This is a genomic window from Saprospiraceae bacterium (assembly GCA_016715965.1).
Lineage (GTDB): Bacteria > Bacteroidota > Bacteroidia > Chitinophagales > Saprospiraceae > Vicinibacter.
On the sequence record JADJXG010000001.1, the window covers coordinates 529,701 to 545,499 of the forward strand.

The 15,799-nt window shown below is 37.3% G+C and carries 12 protein-coding genes; 1 reads left to right on the plus strand and 11 read right to left on the minus strand.

The annotated features are described in order from the left end of the window. Positions 1-2: 2 nt before the first annotated feature. From IPM48_01985 to IPM48_02010, 6 genes are all read right to left on the minus strand, one after another. On the minus strand, positions 3-761 hold the full coding sequence (locus IPM48_01985; GenBank protein MBK9270339.1) for an SH3-like domain-containing protein: 759 nt from the start codon (positions 759-761) through the stop codon (positions 3-5). Positions 762-763: 2 nt separating this feature from the next. Beyond that, positions 764-2,401, minus strand: a complete 1,638-nt coding sequence (locus tag IPM48_01990) for a hypothetical protein (protein MBK9270340.1) — start codon at positions 2,399-2,401, stop codon at positions 764-766. Between the two features lie 8 nt (positions 2,402-2,409). Next, positions 2,410-6,822, minus strand: a complete 4,413-nt coding sequence (locus tag IPM48_01995; GenBank protein ID MBK9270341.1) for a hypothetical protein — start codon at positions 6,820-6,822, stop codon at positions 2,410-2,412. Then, complete coding sequence (locus tag IPM48_02000) at positions 6,738-8,504, minus strand: cytochrome c family protein (GenBank protein ID MBK9270342.1); 1,767 nt, start codon at positions 8,502-8,504, stop codon at positions 6,738-6,740. Before IPM48_02000 ends, IPM48_01995 begins: the two co-directional genes overlap by 85 nt. 83 nt (positions 8,505-8,587) lie before the next feature. Further along, the gene (locus IPM48_02005) at positions 8,588-9,916 is read right to left on the minus strand and encodes an NAD(P)-binding domain-containing protein (GenBank protein ID MBK9270343.1); all 1,329 of its coding nucleotides are present in this window, start codon (positions 9,914-9,916) and stop codon (positions 8,588-8,590) included. A gap of 10 nt (positions 9,917-9,926) precedes the next feature. Further along, positions 9,927-10,796, minus strand: a complete 870-nt coding sequence (locus IPM48_02010; protein MBK9270344.1) for a hypothetical protein — start codon at positions 10,794-10,796, stop codon at positions 9,927-9,929. A 185-nt stretch (positions 10,797-10,981) separates the two neighbouring features. Between IPM48_02010 and IPM48_02015 the strand changes: the two genes are divergently transcribed. Then, a complete protein-coding gene (locus IPM48_02015; GenBank protein ID MBK9270345.1) occupies positions 10,982-11,662 on the plus strand; it encodes a PorT family protein in 681 nt (226 codons plus the stop codon). A 136-nt stretch (positions 11,663-11,798) separates the two neighbouring features. On the opposite strand, the gene IPM48_02020 is transcribed toward IPM48_02015, so the two are convergent. The 5 genes from IPM48_02020 to IPM48_02040 form a co-directional block, all read right to left on the minus strand. After that, complete coding sequence (locus IPM48_02020; protein MBK9270346.1) at positions 11,799-12,968, minus strand: cation:proton antiporter; 1,170 nt, start codon at positions 12,966-12,968, stop codon at positions 11,799-11,801. A 14-nt stretch (positions 12,969-12,982) separates the two neighbouring features. Next, on the minus strand, positions 12,983-13,732 hold the full coding sequence (locus IPM48_02025) for a dihydrodipicolinate reductase (protein ID MBK9270347.1): 750 nt from the start codon (positions 13,730-13,732) through the stop codon (positions 12,983-12,985). Positions 13,733-13,833: 101 nt separating this feature from the next. Next, positions 13,834-14,193 (minus strand): cupin domain-containing protein, encoded by a 360-nt coding sequence (locus IPM48_02030; protein MBK9270348.1) that lies wholly within the window; start codon positions 14,191-14,193, stop codon positions 13,834-13,836. A 66-nt stretch (positions 14,194-14,259) separates the two neighbouring features. Continuing rightward, positions 14,260-15,093: an acetolactate decarboxylase gene (locus tag IPM48_02035; protein MBK9270349.1), complete on the minus strand. Its 834-nt coding sequence runs from the start codon at positions 15,091-15,093 to the stop codon at positions 14,260-14,262. Beyond that, complete coding sequence (locus IPM48_02040; GenBank protein MBK9270350.1) at positions 15,054-15,662, minus strand: hypothetical protein; 609 nt, start codon at positions 15,660-15,662, stop codon at positions 15,054-15,056. Before IPM48_02040 ends, IPM48_02035 begins: the two co-directional genes overlap by 40 nt. Positions 15,663-15,799 lie beyond the last annotated feature (137 nt).

The window sequence follows — 15,799 nt, forward strand, 5'->3', positions numbered from 1 at the left end:
TTCTATTCTACAAGTGTAGCCTTTTCCATAATGATGGCATATTTATATCCCGCGCCGAAATCCTTGTTCAACTGAATGATTCCTTTAAAACTTACTTCATCTCCGATTCGAATATTTTCCTGGGAGGTAATGGTTAGATCCACATTTTTATTAGAATCTTTACTGCCATCTTGAATATGATACCAATTCATTCCCATAATTTGATAATTGGCTTTAACACACTTACCATAGACGATCACTTCTTTTCCTTCATATTTTGATTTGTTTGCAATAAGCGACTTGAGGGAAATGGCGTCCGGGGATTTCTCCGAAACAGATTTTGCATCGACAGCTTCATTTTTCGAATCGGATTGCATTTTATTTTCTGAATTCAAGCTGCCTCCCGGATGTTCCTTGGCGTTGACAATACTTGATACCAATAAAATCTCATCAAATACTTTATCCAATTCCTGACTTTGAAATTGAGTTTTTCTAAGACCTCCTCTAAAAAAATAAGTATCCCCTACGACCAGATCCTGCCTGGAAACTGCAATCCAGGAATCTTTACCATTTTCAGTGACCAATGCATAGCTATAACGTTCTGTGTGTAAGGTCTCTTTAACAATGACTTGATGAAATTCACTGGGTGAACCTAGATTTTGTGTTACATTTTGTTCTTTGACTTCCGCTGTTTTTTGTTCCAGTGGACTAATCACTTTAGGACCACTGTCACATGAGCATATAAAAACTGTACTTAAAATGAGTATTAATTGCTTGTACATAATTATTTTTTATATTTAGAGGTATTGGATTTTATCCTTTTCTGTAAGGTTACAAAATATCTGTGATAAGGACTAATTTTGCTGATACCTGACTCCAGATTTAACATTAACAGGATGGTTTTGGAAATGTTTATTTGAGTTTGAATCCCTATGATATGTTGTTGAAGCTTTAGTTCATTGGTAAGATATTGATAATCTGCAAATCTATAATTCAACTCAAGGTTTACTTTTGATTTTAAAAAATCCCGATACATTCTGGCACTCAGAATATTTCCATTCAGATATATTGTAGTTAGCTTATTAAAACTTGCATTAAAATTACTATAAATGAATGGAATTCTTTGCAAACTTAGACTAAAAGTATAATTGGTAGAATGGTCCGAAGCACCCTGATATCTATAAAAAATACTCCCTGATAAATTTACTTTTCTGATAGGGGAATAATTGGCTTGTAATCTTATTCCCTGTCTGGTCGCTTCTGAAAGTAATTGATCTACACGATTTGGAAATGATTCATAGAAAACAATGTTTCTGCGATTGTCATAAGAACCCTGGACATTCAATTTTTTAGAAAATTTGTATCGTGCACTAAAATACATTCCAGTCAATCTAAAATCTGTTTTTGTTGATTCTAAGGATCTGTGAAACAAATCAAATTCCGTGGAAAAGAAAATATCAACAGATGAAAGTGGGTTGCTTGAATGCTGGAAGTAAGCAAATCGTCTGTCTGTTTTATCAAAGTACCATTGTTGTGCAATGGCCAAAGAATTTTGCATTACTCCATTTCTTCCATTTCTTGAATGATTGATAAAAATTCCTACCTGTGGAAGATGAATGTCAAATGTGTAGTTTGATAAATCGGGTCTTGTCCCCGCTATGATTCCTCCCGTCCAACTTCGGTGATTGTATTCCAATTGGAAGCCATCCGCTGCGCCCATATTGGATAAGTATGGATTTATTCTACGCCCAAACCAGGCCAAGTAGTTTTTTCCCAAATGATAGGATAAAGACAAGGTATATACTTTTAAATCATTGGATAAAGGACCAGTCCTTTGCTCTATACCATAACGATACCGATAAGTAATGTAACTTTGAATAGAGAGTGGTGAACCGGAAATATTTTGAATGTTGAAATGACTTGACAGGCGCATTCTTCCAAAGCGATTTGATTCCCCCGGATTTAAATCACCATTGTTGGAAATCGAAAATCGGCCATTGACCAATTGTTTTACACGTTTACTTTTTACAATCGGTTCGGGTGCAATAGCAATGCTATCTTCAGGAATTGCAATAACAGGATTAACTGTTTCTAATGGTTCCGCAGGAATCGTTTTCTTTATAAATTCTATCTTCAAATGGTAAACGGAATCTCCTTTCTGAATTCCACTTTTATTTAATCTAACACAAACCGTGGAGCTGCTAGATTTTTGTTGAACCAACAGTATAGGTATATATTCACTTCCCACTTTCAAGTAAAGACTATCACCAATTGTAATGGATCCTGTGGACTTAAATTTTGTATAAACATGAGATTCATTGGTATAGGAAACAATGGATGGGATAAAGCTGGTGTCTGATTGAGCTTTAATTTTGAAATGGATCCAACTCAATGCCAATAAAATAAATACAAATCTATTCATACAAAGCATTAATCCTCACCGTCAGGATGACAAGAATAACAGGCGTTGCTGTTGTATGAATAATTGTTGACTCCATTGTGGTCTGAGTCCGTTTCATTTTTTGGATGACAGGTCAGGCATTGGAAAATGCTATAATTATTAGGATTGGGGTGACATTCGTTGCAAGTGTTCCACTCATTTTCGTGCTTTCCACTGTAAATTGGAAAATGCAGCACGTCGTGGTCAAAAGTTGACGGAACCCATGCATTTTGACTGTGACAATTTGTGCAGCTGGTTGGAAATTGCGCAGATTGATGGTCCGGATTGGTTGTATTGTTATAATCGTTTTGGTGGCATCCATAACAGGTATTCGGCGTATTGTTATAATTACCCATGTGGCAAGTAAAACAATCATTTGCTATTTGAGCGTGTGCTCCCAAAAGTGGATAATAATTGTCATGAATACCAAATCCTGCGGGTGCCCATCCCGGTGCAGTCGTGTGACAGCTTGCACAATCCGTTGGAATATTTAATGCACTGTGATTGGGATTGGCTGATGAATTGTAATCAGCTTGATGGCATCCTACACAAGTATTTGGAGTTGTGCTGTAATTTCCATTATGGCAAACATTACAATTATTTCGGATGGTGTTGTGTGCACCATCCAGCACATAATACTGATCATGTATATCAAATCCTGCAGGTGCCCAGCCCGGTGCAGTCGTGTGACAGCTTGCACAATCTGCAGGAATATTTAAAGAATTGTGATTTGGATTGACAGAAGAATTGTAATCAGATTGATGACATCCTACACAAGTGTTCGGTGTATTGCTGTAATTTCCATTATGGCAGGCCATACAATTGTTTCTGATTGGATCATGTGCCCCATCCAATACATAATATTGATCGTGGTTGTCAAATCTTGCAGGCATCCAATTTGGAGCAGTCGTATGACAACCAATACAATCTGTAGAAAGATTGAGATGATTGTGATTGGGATTTTGGCTATTGTTATAATCGCTTTGATGACAAGCCACACATTCTAACGGAGTATTCTTAAAACCGTTTTGATGACATTCAATGCAATCTACATTGGTATGGGCTCCTGTCAATGGAAACCTACTTGCATTGTGGTCAAAGGACATGTTCTTTTCACCGGTGGGATGACAAGCAAAACATGCATTGGATTGATAAACATATCCTCCAATACCAACATGCTTGTCATCAGTTTCAGGATTTAAATGACAAGCTGTACAGGTAAAAACTTTGAAATCTGTAGGGTTGGTATGGCAATCTACGCATTCGTCCCATTCATTTTTATGTTTGCCGGAATAAATTGGGAAATACATTGCATCATGCATAAAATTGGAAGGCACCCAAGCACTTTCTGTATGACAAGCTGCACAATCGGTTGGAAAGCCAGCGTTGCCATGATTTGGATTCGTGGTCTGATTAAATTCAGATTGATGACATCCTACACAGGTATTGGGAGTATTGCTGTATCCATTCTGATGGCACTTTATGCATTCTGTCGCGATGTCTTTGTGTTTTCCAAGCAATGGATAAAATTGATCATGAATGTCAAAACGAGCTGGCATCCAAGCTGGAGCGGTGCTGTGACATGATACACAATCATTGGAAAGCATCAAATTTTGATGGTTTGGTTCCAACGCAGTATTATAATCTTCTTGATGGCAACCCACACAGGTATTTGGAGTATTTGAATAGCCATTGGCATGACATCTTTTACAATCCTGGGAAATATTTAAATGTGCACCATCTAATACATAATATTGATCATGTACATCAAATCTGGCTGGAGTCCAGCCCGGATTGGTAGAATGGCAGGATACACAATCTGTTGATAGTCCTATATTTTTATGATCCGGGTCTTTGCTTTGATCAAAATCCAATTGATGACAATCCACACAAATTTGGGATGTGCCCTTGAATCCATTTTGATGGCATTCCAGACAATTTGTCTGTAAATGAGCACCGGTTAGCGGAAATTGGGTCGTGTTATGATCAAATCTGACGTCTGCATCACCCGTCGGGTGACATGCCAAACAAGCCTGATCCTGATAAACATAAGCGCCGACACCCAAATGAGCTTCATCGGTTTCAGGGTTGGAATGACAGATGATACAACTGGTCACTGAATAGTTGTTGGGATTAATATGGCATTCCACACACTTTGACCATACATCTTTGTGCTTCCCACTGTACACTGGGAAGTGTTTGCCATCATGGTCAAAGAATGCAGGAACCCATGCATTTTCATTATGACATTCTTTACAATCAGTGGGGAATTGTGCGAGTTGATGATTTGGATTTTGAGAATTCGAATATTCCGTTTGATGACAACCAATGCAGGTATTTGGAGTATTGTTAAATCCTGAAACATGGCAGGTCTTACAATCCTGAGAAATCAATTGATGTGCACCATTCAATACATAAAACTGATCGTGAATTTCAAATCTAGCGGGTGCCCAGCCCGGAGCAGTGGTATGGCATGAGACACAATCAGTCGACAAATTAAGATTGTTGTGATTGGGATCAATGGATTGATTGAACTCATTCTGATGGCAATCAACACAAACCGAAGAAGTGCCTTTAAACCCATTGGAGTGACACTCCAGACAGTCGGCCTGCAGATGCGCACCTGTCAATGGAAACAAAGTATTGTTGTGATCGAATTTAAAATCTGCATCACCAGTAGGGTGACAAGCAAAACAGGCTTGATCCTGATAGCTGTATCCGCCAACGCCCTGATGTTCTTCATCTGTTTCGGGATTTTGGTGGCAAACAGTACAACTAAATTTTTTGAGATCGCCTGGTGTGGTATGACAATCGAGACATTGGGCCCATTCTCCTTTATGCTTACCTGAGTATATGGGAAAATGTCTTCCGTCATGGTCAAAACTGGAAGGAACCCAACTGGATTGTGAATGACAGATAATGCAATCCGTGGAGAATCCATTTGTTTTGTGGTCTGGATCGCCGGTCATATTGTAGTCATCGGTATGACAGGCAAAACAAGTATTGGGAGTATTGTTATAATTTCCCTGATGGCATTGTAGGCATTGATTGGAAATAATTTGATGGGCTCCTTCCAAAACATAGTATTGATTATGAATGTCAAATTTAGCGGGTGACCAGCCAGGATCTGTGGTATGACAAATTTTACAATCCTGGTCTAAGTTTAATCGAGTATGAGATGGATTTATGGAATTCTTAAAATCGGCATCATGACAAGCGATGCATTGGGTGGGTGTCCCAGTAAATCCATTGGCATGACATTCTAAGCAATCTGCATTTCTGTGTGCTCCTGTCAATGGGAAAGCAGTGGCATCATGGTTAAACACTTCTGAGGCATCTCCTGTCGGATGGCAAGCCAGACATGCCTGATCCTGGTATTGATAGGCATTTACAGAGCTATGCTCTTCGTCCGTTTCCGGATTGGTGTGGCAACTTGTGCAGGTAAAACTTTGAAAATTGGAAGGGTTGTTGTGACAATTCACACAAGAAGTCCATACCTTTTGGTGTTTTCCTGAATAGATAGGAAACAAGACATCGTGCTCCGCAAATTGGGCAGGCCTCCATCCTGGATTTAGATTATGGCATTTTGCACAATCATTTGAAATCCCAGCGACCCTGTGATTTGGTTCGAGACTGGATTCAAAATCTTTTTGGTGACAGTCAAAACAGTTTTTTGAAATGTCTGAAAAAATTTCTGATTTATGACAATCCACACAACTGGGTTGAGAATGTGCATCGACCAGTGGAAAAAAGTCGTGGTTGACCCTATCAGTCTCCCATTCATCTCCAAAGATGGAATGACAACTCGAACAATCTTCCGAAAATCCATTTTTCTTATGATTGGGATTTGTGGTGCTTTCAAAGTCAGTTCTGTGGCACTCTATACACTCCAATCCCACAGGACCAAATCTAAGATTGGTCTCAGATTTGTGGCAAAGATCACAATCGATTTTGCTGTGTACTCCAATCAATGGAAAATTGGCTCTTTCATGAAGCCCTGAAACATCATCAACCAACCATGAATTGGAATTGTGACATCGATTACAAGATTGACCCACTGTATTCTGATGAATATCGGTGTGGCAGGAATTGCAATCCGGTTTTGACTTGTCAAAACTAAGATCTGTATGGCAGGAACGACACTCTACAACGCTGTGTTGACCATTTAAAGCAAATCCGGTGCTGTCATGAGAGAAAACAGAAGTTTTCGAATCAAAATCCCATGAATCAGGACGGTGGCATGAGGCGCAATCAATCTTAAGTTCTGGACCGTGGGGAGACTGCGCATAGGCGTAACTAATTGAAAGTAAAATGAATACTACCTGTGACAATCTATACAGGCAAGCTTTCCATTTTTGTACAGCACAAAAGACACGTTGTCCTTTATAATCGTCTCGTGACATTGGCCACAAGATACGGTTAAATGCTTCCCTTCCAATGGAAATTTTGTTTTTTCCTGATGGGAAAATGCTTTTGTATCCCAGGAATTATTGTGATGACAATACTTACAATCGGTTTTTTCTCCAAATTGACCTCCATGGGGTTCTTGATGACAAGCGTAGCACTCTTTGGTGAGATTCTTAAAGACTTGATTTTTAATAGGATCCATGCCCTTTCCAAAATGACAATTCCTGCAATTGATCTCAGTATGCTTTCCCTCCAGCTCAAATTCGGTATTTTGATGGTCAAAATCAACCTGACTCCAGGAATTTTCGGTATGACATTTTTCACAGGTCTGGTTGGGGTAAAAAGATGGATCCAGAAAGCCCTCGTGAATATCCAAATGACAATCCACACATTTTTGACCTATGTTTTTGAATTTCCATTGATTGCTTTCTTTCAGATGACAGGCAAAACAGGGAGTTGCTTCATGAGCTCCTTTTAAAGGAAACTTGCCAAGATTGTGATCAGAAATTAAATAGCTGGATTCAGAAAATCCTTTGGTGGAATGACATTTTTTGCAGTCAGGATCGGTGGGTTTGTTGCCAAATTCTCCTTTGTGGTAATCCAGATGACAATTCTTACACAATTCATGTAAAATGGGATCTGTCATTTTACCGGATTTATGACAAAGACGGCAATCCAAGTTTTGATGTTTGTTTTCCAAAGGAAATCCTGTGGCATCGTGGTTAAAATCTTTGTCTATTTTTTTAACAGTAAAACTTTCCTGATGGTGACATTGCTTGCAATCCAGGCCAAAACGACCCTCGTGCGGGTCTTTATGACATTCCTGACAACTTATTGATTCTATATTTTTGAATTCATAAAATTTTCTGGATGGCTGATGTCGATTGTCGTGACATTGATTGCAATGAATTGATCTGTGCTTTCCTTCTAAAGCATAACCAGTCAATGAGTGGTTAAACCCATCCCCTTTTTTGATTTGCTTAAAATGATCTTCTGAATGACAAACCTTGCAATTTTGACCATAAGAATTGCGGTGTGGATCTTGATGACAACTCCCACAATTTTTAAACTCCAATCCCTTATAAATAGCCAATTGCTTTCCGTCAACTGTTTCTGATTTATGGCAACTTCTACAATCCAATTTTTGATGCGCACCCAATAAAGGAAATCCGGTTTTCTGGTGGTTAAATTTGTTGGCGGACTTCCAACTCCCAAAGTCGTGACAGCTAGCACAATTTTGAGACATGTTCTTTTGGTGGTAAAGCTCATGGCATGTTATACATTTTGGATCCAATCCCAGATAGGTGGTTGGAAGTTTACGGATGCTTGGTTCTGCAATATGATCAGGGTTATGGCATTTTCTGCAATCAATGCCTTTATGACCTCCCGATAATTCATATCCTGAGAGCTTATGGTCGAAAGTATTTTTATCAATTCTGACGGCCTCAAATTTAAGACCGTGATGTTCGCTATGGCAAGAAATGCATTCTTTGTTTTTTACAGCCACTGAACTGTGATAACCTTTATTAGAAGAAATTCTATTCTGGAGTATTTTATGACAATCCAGACATTTTTGTTCAGAAATTTTTTCTCCGAGATTGTGGCATTGGGTACAATTGCCCACACCTTCAAGATGGCTGTGTGCCTTACTCAATTTTCCCGGAGAAATTTGGGCCATGCAAATACTAAAATCTAAAAATAGAAGAAAGAAGATCCATTTTTTTAGAGGAACATTGTATATTTTATTTTGAGTTAGATACATTATTTTTTATGGGATCTGACCGTATAACCAAATCTTTTGGTGATTTGAATACCTGTTTTTTGTAAAAATTCGGTGGGCAATTCCCCACCCGCAAAGATATACACTAAATCATTGGTTAATTCAAAAGGTTCTTCAGAATCTGAATTCTTGATGATAACCTTGTTTTCTAAAATCTCCAGAACATTCGATTGCATTAAAAGCTTTATCCTATTTTCTGTTGCGGCCTTTTGGATATTGGAAGAATTTTCAGGTTTTAGTCGTCCAAATTTTTCTCCCCTATAAGAAAGATGCACCTGATTCTGTTCTGATAAAAGCAATGCACTTTCTATGGCGGAATCTCCACCACCCACCACCAAAACTTGCTGATCTTTGATAAGTTCGGGTTCTAGAAGTCTGTATGCAACTTTTTCCCGCTGTTCACCCGGAACTCCAAGTTTTCTAGGTGATCCCCTTCGACCAATCGCAATCAAAACACTATGACTGGTATATGCATTTCCATTTCTATCTTTAATTTCAAAACCCTCTGGAATAGCAGTAATCTGTTCTACTTTTGTATTTTCTTGGATTGTAATGTGGTGTTTGGAGATGACATCAAACCATATATTGAGGAGTTCGGACTTATTGGTTCGTACCAATTTAACTTTTCCATACAAGGGTAAATCCATTGGCGCCGTCATCACTACTTTTGCTCTGGGAAAATTAAAAACAGTACCGCCAAGACTATCCTGTTCCAAGGTGATGCATTTTAAGCCATCTTTTTTAGCTTGCAATGAAGCAGAAATTCCTGCAGGACCTGCCCCTATGATAATAACATCATATTGATTGGAATGATTGGCTGTAATACTTGCAGTAATATTTTGCATGGCTTGTTTACCTTGCTCTACACTATTTTTAATAAGACCCATTCCACCAAGTTCACCTGCTATATACACTCCTTTAACATTGGTTTCATAGGTTTGACTGACATGGGGTAAATCCACTCCTCTTTTTTCAGTGCCAATTCTAAGACTGATCGCTTCAACCGGACAAGCATGGAAGCATGCTCCGTGGCCCACACAATGTGTGGCATTGACCAATGTTGCTTTACCATCCTTTAAACCCAATACATCTTGTTCCGGGCAAGCTTTGATGCATGCAGTACTGCCAATACAGGTATCAAGATCAATCACAGGATGTAAGGAAATGGGTTCATGAATCCCAAACTCAATGGCTTTTGTTATTTTTTCTTCTACCTTTTTTTGTTTTTTAGAAATATTATAGAGATAAATAAAAAAAACCAGCCCAATGACCAAAAAAGTGAAAATATAAATGAGTAGTTCGATATTCATTGATTGTTGATTAGAATATCCATGTATAACCAAAAGTTACCGCCACAATTACATGCACTACCATGATTAAAAGCATTATGATGGCAAATGGTAAATGAGCCACATGCCAATAGCGAAACAATCTTTGCATTAAGGATAAATATTCTATCCGTCTTTGAATGGTATATTCTCTCCTGGAAAGTTGTATAATATTTTTACGGTCTTTTGACGCAATCCCTAATTCAGATAATCCGGTTCTAATTCGATTTATTCTTTTTTGGTCCGCCCAAAATCTTCTAAAAAAACCTCCAATGGTCTGTTTTTTCTCAGATGGACTGTTATTTCCCTCGATGATGTTTAAAAGTTTGGATTTATTTTCTTCCAATACAATTTGCGATTGTAATTTTTCCTGGATTTGTGATTTAATATTCTGAATTTCTTGTATATTCAATTCTCTTCCTTGGATGGTGCGGGGAATTTGTTTGTATATAAAACGACCGATGACACCACTCAAAACGACTGCCACCATACTCCAAAAACTGATAGAAACAATGCCACCAAATTTAAAAGCCGTGTGAAATAAAATCAAGATTGGTCCTAGAACACACAAGAAGATGTGAAATTCCAACCAATATTTTAACACTCCAACGCGTGCCAATCGTTTAGACCTTTTTCGGATCATGTAACCAAATACACCAATCAAAATTAAAATCGTACCGACAATGCCATAACCATGACCTGCCAATCCGCTCGGTTTAAGATGGTCATGTTTGTCATGATAGAATCGCTCTTCGAGAGGTGTGAAGTAATAACTGTAACCATCATAAATCAAATATAAAGTAACCGCTAATGTTATGGATATCAGTGTGTTAATATATATTTTATGTGTTTTTTCCGTCATTTCCTAAGAAAAGCAAAGTTAAGGACTTTTAAAATCAAGACCTGCTGTTTGTTTCATAAAATTATCCCAAAGGTCTAAGTTTTCATTTTTGAATTCAGGGTGTAGATTCCTATTTTAAGAATCTTTTATGATTTGGGATTAATCCATGTTATCAACCATTTCGTCAAACTCGCAAAACATAAAATATGAAGAAAATTTTTTTTGCTTTTGCAATCATTGTTTCGATGAATTTAGCAGTTTTTGGACAAATGCGAGTTGGCTTATCGTTCGGCCCTTCCATGAGCAATATGACCATTGACGGAGCTGAGAGTCTGATCCAGTCTCCTGAAATGTATGTTGGCGTACGCACCGGAGCAACAACTTCGTACCAGTTTTCCGATCTTTTTTCTTTGCAATCCGGTGTATTCTATCACCGTACTGGTTTTCAGGTAAACGAAAGCATCGGATTGGATGTCTTTAATCAAGACATCCCTGTTGGCTTGAAAGCCATTACACAATTGCATTTTTTGGAAATACCTGTGTTGGCAAGATTAAAAGTTGGAACTGAAAAAGTAAAATGGTTTCTTGAAGGAGGACCGCAATTGTCCTATGCCTTGGATGGAGAAGTCCGAACACGGGCCAGTTTTTTGGTGGACTTTAATCTTGGAAGATATGACATCAATATGGCCAATTCAAATTTCAGAAGAGTAGAATGGACAGGTGTTGTAGGTACCGGTTTAGACATAGGTTTAAATAGCCATTTAAATCTAGAATTAAGCGCTCAATACATGCATGGATTTACCGATTTAACAGAAGAACCCATAGTGGACATTCGCACCAAAAGAAGGGCAGGAGCTATAACTGCTGGATTGAAATATCAGTTTTAAGTTACCTATGGTTTATTTATTACTTGAAGACCGAAGTACTTACTTCGGTCTTTATTACTTTAATTTCCATGGCATTATTCTATCTAATATTGTTTTTATATAGAAATCAAAATTATTCATATTACATATACTGATCTTAAATAGGACTTTTCTTACTATTCATTAAACCAAACATCATCAATAGGGCGGATAAAATGATTACCTGAAGAATCAAAGATTTATTAACGATTCCAATACTTGATTCAATCGGAATGCTGATAAAGAGTAGGATTGTGATTAAACCTCGTGGAGCAATGTAAAGTAGCGGTCGTAACGATATTGAAAATATTTTTAGAAAAATTGCACGAATTAAAAAAATGGATGCTGTGATAGCCAAAGCCCACGGAATCGTTTGACTGTTCAGGATTTCTGCGATATCCATAAGGTAACCAAACAATAGAAAAAATAGGGATCTAATTGAAAATGCTATTTCTCCTAACAATTCTTTGAATTTAATAATTTCTTTATTAAAATTAATCGGATGGAAATGCTCCATAAACTTATATTGCCTAAGTTCATCAATATTCCCAAGAAACAATCCAAAGATCAATATGAACAACAAGGAAGGTAGATGATAGACTTTCGAAATGGCGTATATCAGAATAACTAAAAGCAGAATTGGTGTAAATTTTATATGATGATTGATCCTTTGAAGTAAATAAGCCAATGCCATGGTAGAAAGAAATGAGATCAAAAGGATCAATAATAATTCTATTGTAAAATGCCATATCGAAATCATTCCAAAGTCATGGTGATACAAAAGAAAATTGAAAATAATAACACCAAAAATGTCAGACAAACTACTTTCATAAGTGATAAATTCTTTGTCTTTTAAGATTAAATTTGCAGCACTTGGAATTGCAATGGCACTACTAATAATTGCAAATGGAATGGCATTGATCAATCCTGTTTTCAGATTGACATCTCCAAAATGTGAAAAAGCAAAACCAAAAGCAAAGGAAATGATCAACATTGGAATTAATGCGATGATTGAAGATTGAAGGATTGTTTTTTTCTTAGATGAATTTAGCTCGAGTTCAAGAGCTCCTTCCAAAACAATTAGGATAAGTCCAATGGTTCCTAGTACAGGAAGTACATCATCGAGAGGTGGTAATTCCAAATGAAGAAAAAGACAAATTTGCTTGACTACAAAACCAAGCAACAAAAGCAGGATAACAGTTGGAATTCTTGTTTTATTAGATGATATGTCAAATACGTAGGCCAACAGCAATAAACTGCAAATAGAAATTATAATGGCGGTAGTCACAAGTATTATTTTGGTTATGCTTTAAAATAAGGCAAAAGTAAATCTTCAAACTGGAAAAATCCAGAATCATGAGATTTCAAGTTTTGAGCTGCGAATACAACTCCATTTCCAAATGCTTCTCTAGAAATGCTCTCATGAATCAAGCGAACTGTTTGAAATGGGAATCCAAAAATGATTTCATGTTTTCCAACAATTCCTCCTGCACGAACAGTATTGATACTGTCCATATTTAGTTCCAGCGCTTCAGCTATCTTAATGGCTGTACCCGATATGCCTTCTTTTCCTTTAAAATGCTCTTCAACTACTACTATATCAACCGATGGCGCAATTTTTTTTAAAAATTTTGATGCAAAAAGAAGATAGTTGACACCCAGTGTAATATTCGGAGACCAAAACACGGTCGTAGATAAGGAAAGTGTTTTTAATAAATCGATTTCTTCTTTTTGATAATGTGAAATAGCGGATATAATTTTAATTTTTCGATTGGCTGCTTCTGTTCCGTATAGGTAAATTCCTGAATTAGAAGAGAAATCTATAATGACTTCAACAGGGTGATTGTCCAAAATTTCTTCAATCGTATGCGAACCACTAGAATAAATCAGACCCGGCTCGTCAGATTCAATACCTAAATATTCAGCAACATTGCGATTATCCAATATTTTTTTTCTTCTGACAACCCACTCGAGTGATAATTCTTTGTTTTGAAGTAGAACAGAAGCTACCGCCTTCCCTGTTTTACCAAAACCAATGAGTCCTATTTTCATCTTAATAAATTTAGTTTGTAAATTTTGCACTAAATTAGGGGGACTGCAGGTGTATTTTTGCAAAGATACTAAATTTTATAATAATGAGTAAGATGCTTTCTTTAAATTTTATCAAGTTGACTTATAGTGAATTCATTCTTTTGGTCACCTGTATTCAACGTACTGGCTGGTTCAAACAGCATCAGGTAAACTTCATTTTCAGCAACAGGTTTGTGTTCTGTTCCTCTTGGTACTATGACAATTTCATTTTCGTGAAGTGTTATCGAGTGATCCCTGAATTCGATCTTTAATGTTCCTTTTAGAATATAAAATAACTCGTCTTCATTGTCGTGTTTATGCCAGACAAATTCACCTTTCAATTTAGCGATTTTGACACATTGACCGTTTAGCTCGCCAACAATTTTTGGTGACCAATACTCTTCAAATTGGGAGAATTTATTTCCAATATTTACTTTTTGTATCATTTTGATCTATTTTACGTCAGTTGATTACTTATAGAAACACTATCTTGAATAAAATCCGCTTAATTACTTTGGAAGGTATAACTTTATTTTTTTAGGGTCCATGGAAAGACTGTCGAGATGTCCCATTTTTTTAAAATCTTTGGAAATGACATGAACGTGGATAAAGCTGTCGTGATGTGTAAAGATGGACTGATGGTGCTTCGAAAAGAATCCAATCATTTCTACGGGTTCGCTATTAAAATTAAAGTAGATTTTGCTCTTGTGTACATCATCGGGCGATTGTACTTTCAATCCTTTTTTTAAGCGGACAATATGATACATTGCGTGTTGCACTTCACCAGTCATCTTAAAGGGAAAGGGATTTGAATGGTCATTAGCAATGGATTCCAGAAATTTCTCCAACTGATGTAAATTAACAACACCATCCGGAATTGCTATATCCTGCCATCCTTCTACCCGTGCATACACAAAAAATGGGGCTCCGAAATTAAATCCCTCTCTCACAACGATTAATGAGTCTTCCATTACAATCGAGGTATAACATTTACCATCCAATATGGTAATCTCGCCTTGCAGAAATTCCAAAGGACCAAGACCATAAAGATTATTTTTATCATCCATCGAATCCAAATAAATGGTTGGATGAAGTTTTCCTTGCCACATGACATTTTTCATTGCACCGACTGCATGGACGATTGGTCTTGTCAATTGTGCATGGGTATATTGGGAATAAAAAAGAATGCCAAAAATGAGGATATGCCCCAATGCGACGCCTGATTTATTTAAACTCATTTTTCTGGATCTATTGGGTGGAAAAATCATTTGTAAGATATGATCGATGCCATTGGAATTTGAATTTATTCCTCGCTTGGTATTGAAATGGCATCCATTTTCCATAATTCATTTTCCCTGGACAAAGCAATCAGATAATTCCAGTTTCCTCTGATCCGGACAAGGGATCTATTTTCCTGCAACTCTATTATTGATAATTCTAGGGAATCTATGGCTTGAAAAATCAGCTCAGGTTCCTGCGAAAGTAGCACCAGATCATGGTCAAATCCCTCTGGTGGTCCTTCGTCCTGTGGATTTATCTGATATCTTTGCTGCCATTCTATAAAATATTCCTTCCAACTTTCGAGGAAAGTATCTGAAACCATCTCACTGCTCTTTAGAAAATCGAGGAATGCCATACATTGGTCCATCTTTACCGTATAGTTTCCACTTTGATCCACCAACTGGAAGGAGCTTGCTTTTTTGTAATTTTGTGCATACCATTTCAAAAAATTCCGCACCTGCCATATTGCCTGGATACTGTCCTCCGCGCTGAATTCCATTTGTTCAGCATGATGGGCTTTTGTTCTTCCCTCCGGATGCTTGCAATGAAATAAGACTCCTGCCAACAAAGCAAACATTACCATTTGAATCGTTCCGTTTTTCATTCGCTTGCGAAGATAATTTCGGTTCATGTGCAAATTTATTTGATTTGGAACAAATCTCTGCTGAAAGTTTATTTGCTCCAAATCATTATGAGCCTCAAATATTTGACCCCACCATTAAACTTCATATCCTTCTGTTTATTAGCTACAATTTGTCCTCATTTATC

Excerpts from the sequence above, each read along its gene's own strand:
- IPM48_01985 (MBK9270339.1), bottom strand. The coding sequence starts at position 761 with ATGTACAAGCAATTAATACTCATTTTAAGTACAGTTTTTATATGCTCA.
- IPM48_01990 (MBK9270340.1), bottom strand. The coding sequence starts at position 2,401 with ATGAATAGATTTGTATTTATTTTATTGGCATTGAGTTGGATCCATTTC.
- IPM48_01995 (MBK9270341.1), bottom strand. The coding sequence starts at position 6,822 with ATGTCACGAGACGATTATAAAGGACAACGTGTCTTTTGTGCTGTACAA.
- IPM48_02000 (MBK9270342.1), bottom strand. The coding sequence starts at position 8,504 with ATGGCCCAAATTTCTCCGGGAAAATTGAGTAAGGCACACAGCCATCTT.
- IPM48_02005 (MBK9270343.1), bottom strand. The coding sequence starts at position 9,916 with ATGAATATCGAACTACTCATTTATATTTTCACTTTTTTGGTCATTGGG.
- IPM48_02010 (MBK9270344.1), bottom strand. The coding sequence starts at position 10,796 with ATGACGGAAAAAACACATAAAATATATATTAACACACTGATATCCATA.
- IPM48_02015 (MBK9270345.1), top strand. The coding sequence starts at position 10,982 with ATGAAGAAAATTTTTTTTGCTTTTGCAATCATTGTTTCGATGAATTTA.
- IPM48_02025 (MBK9270347.1), bottom strand. The coding sequence starts at position 13,732 with ATGAAAATAGGACTCATTGGTTTTGGTAAAACAGGGAAGGCGGTAGCT.
- IPM48_02035 (MBK9270349.1), bottom strand. The coding sequence starts at position 15,093 with ATGGAAAATGGATGCCATTTCAATACCAAGCGAGGAATAAATTCAAAT.
- IPM48_02040 (MBK9270350.1), bottom strand. The coding sequence starts at position 15,662 with ATGAACCGAAATTATCTTCGCAAGCGAATGAAAAACGGAACGATTCAA.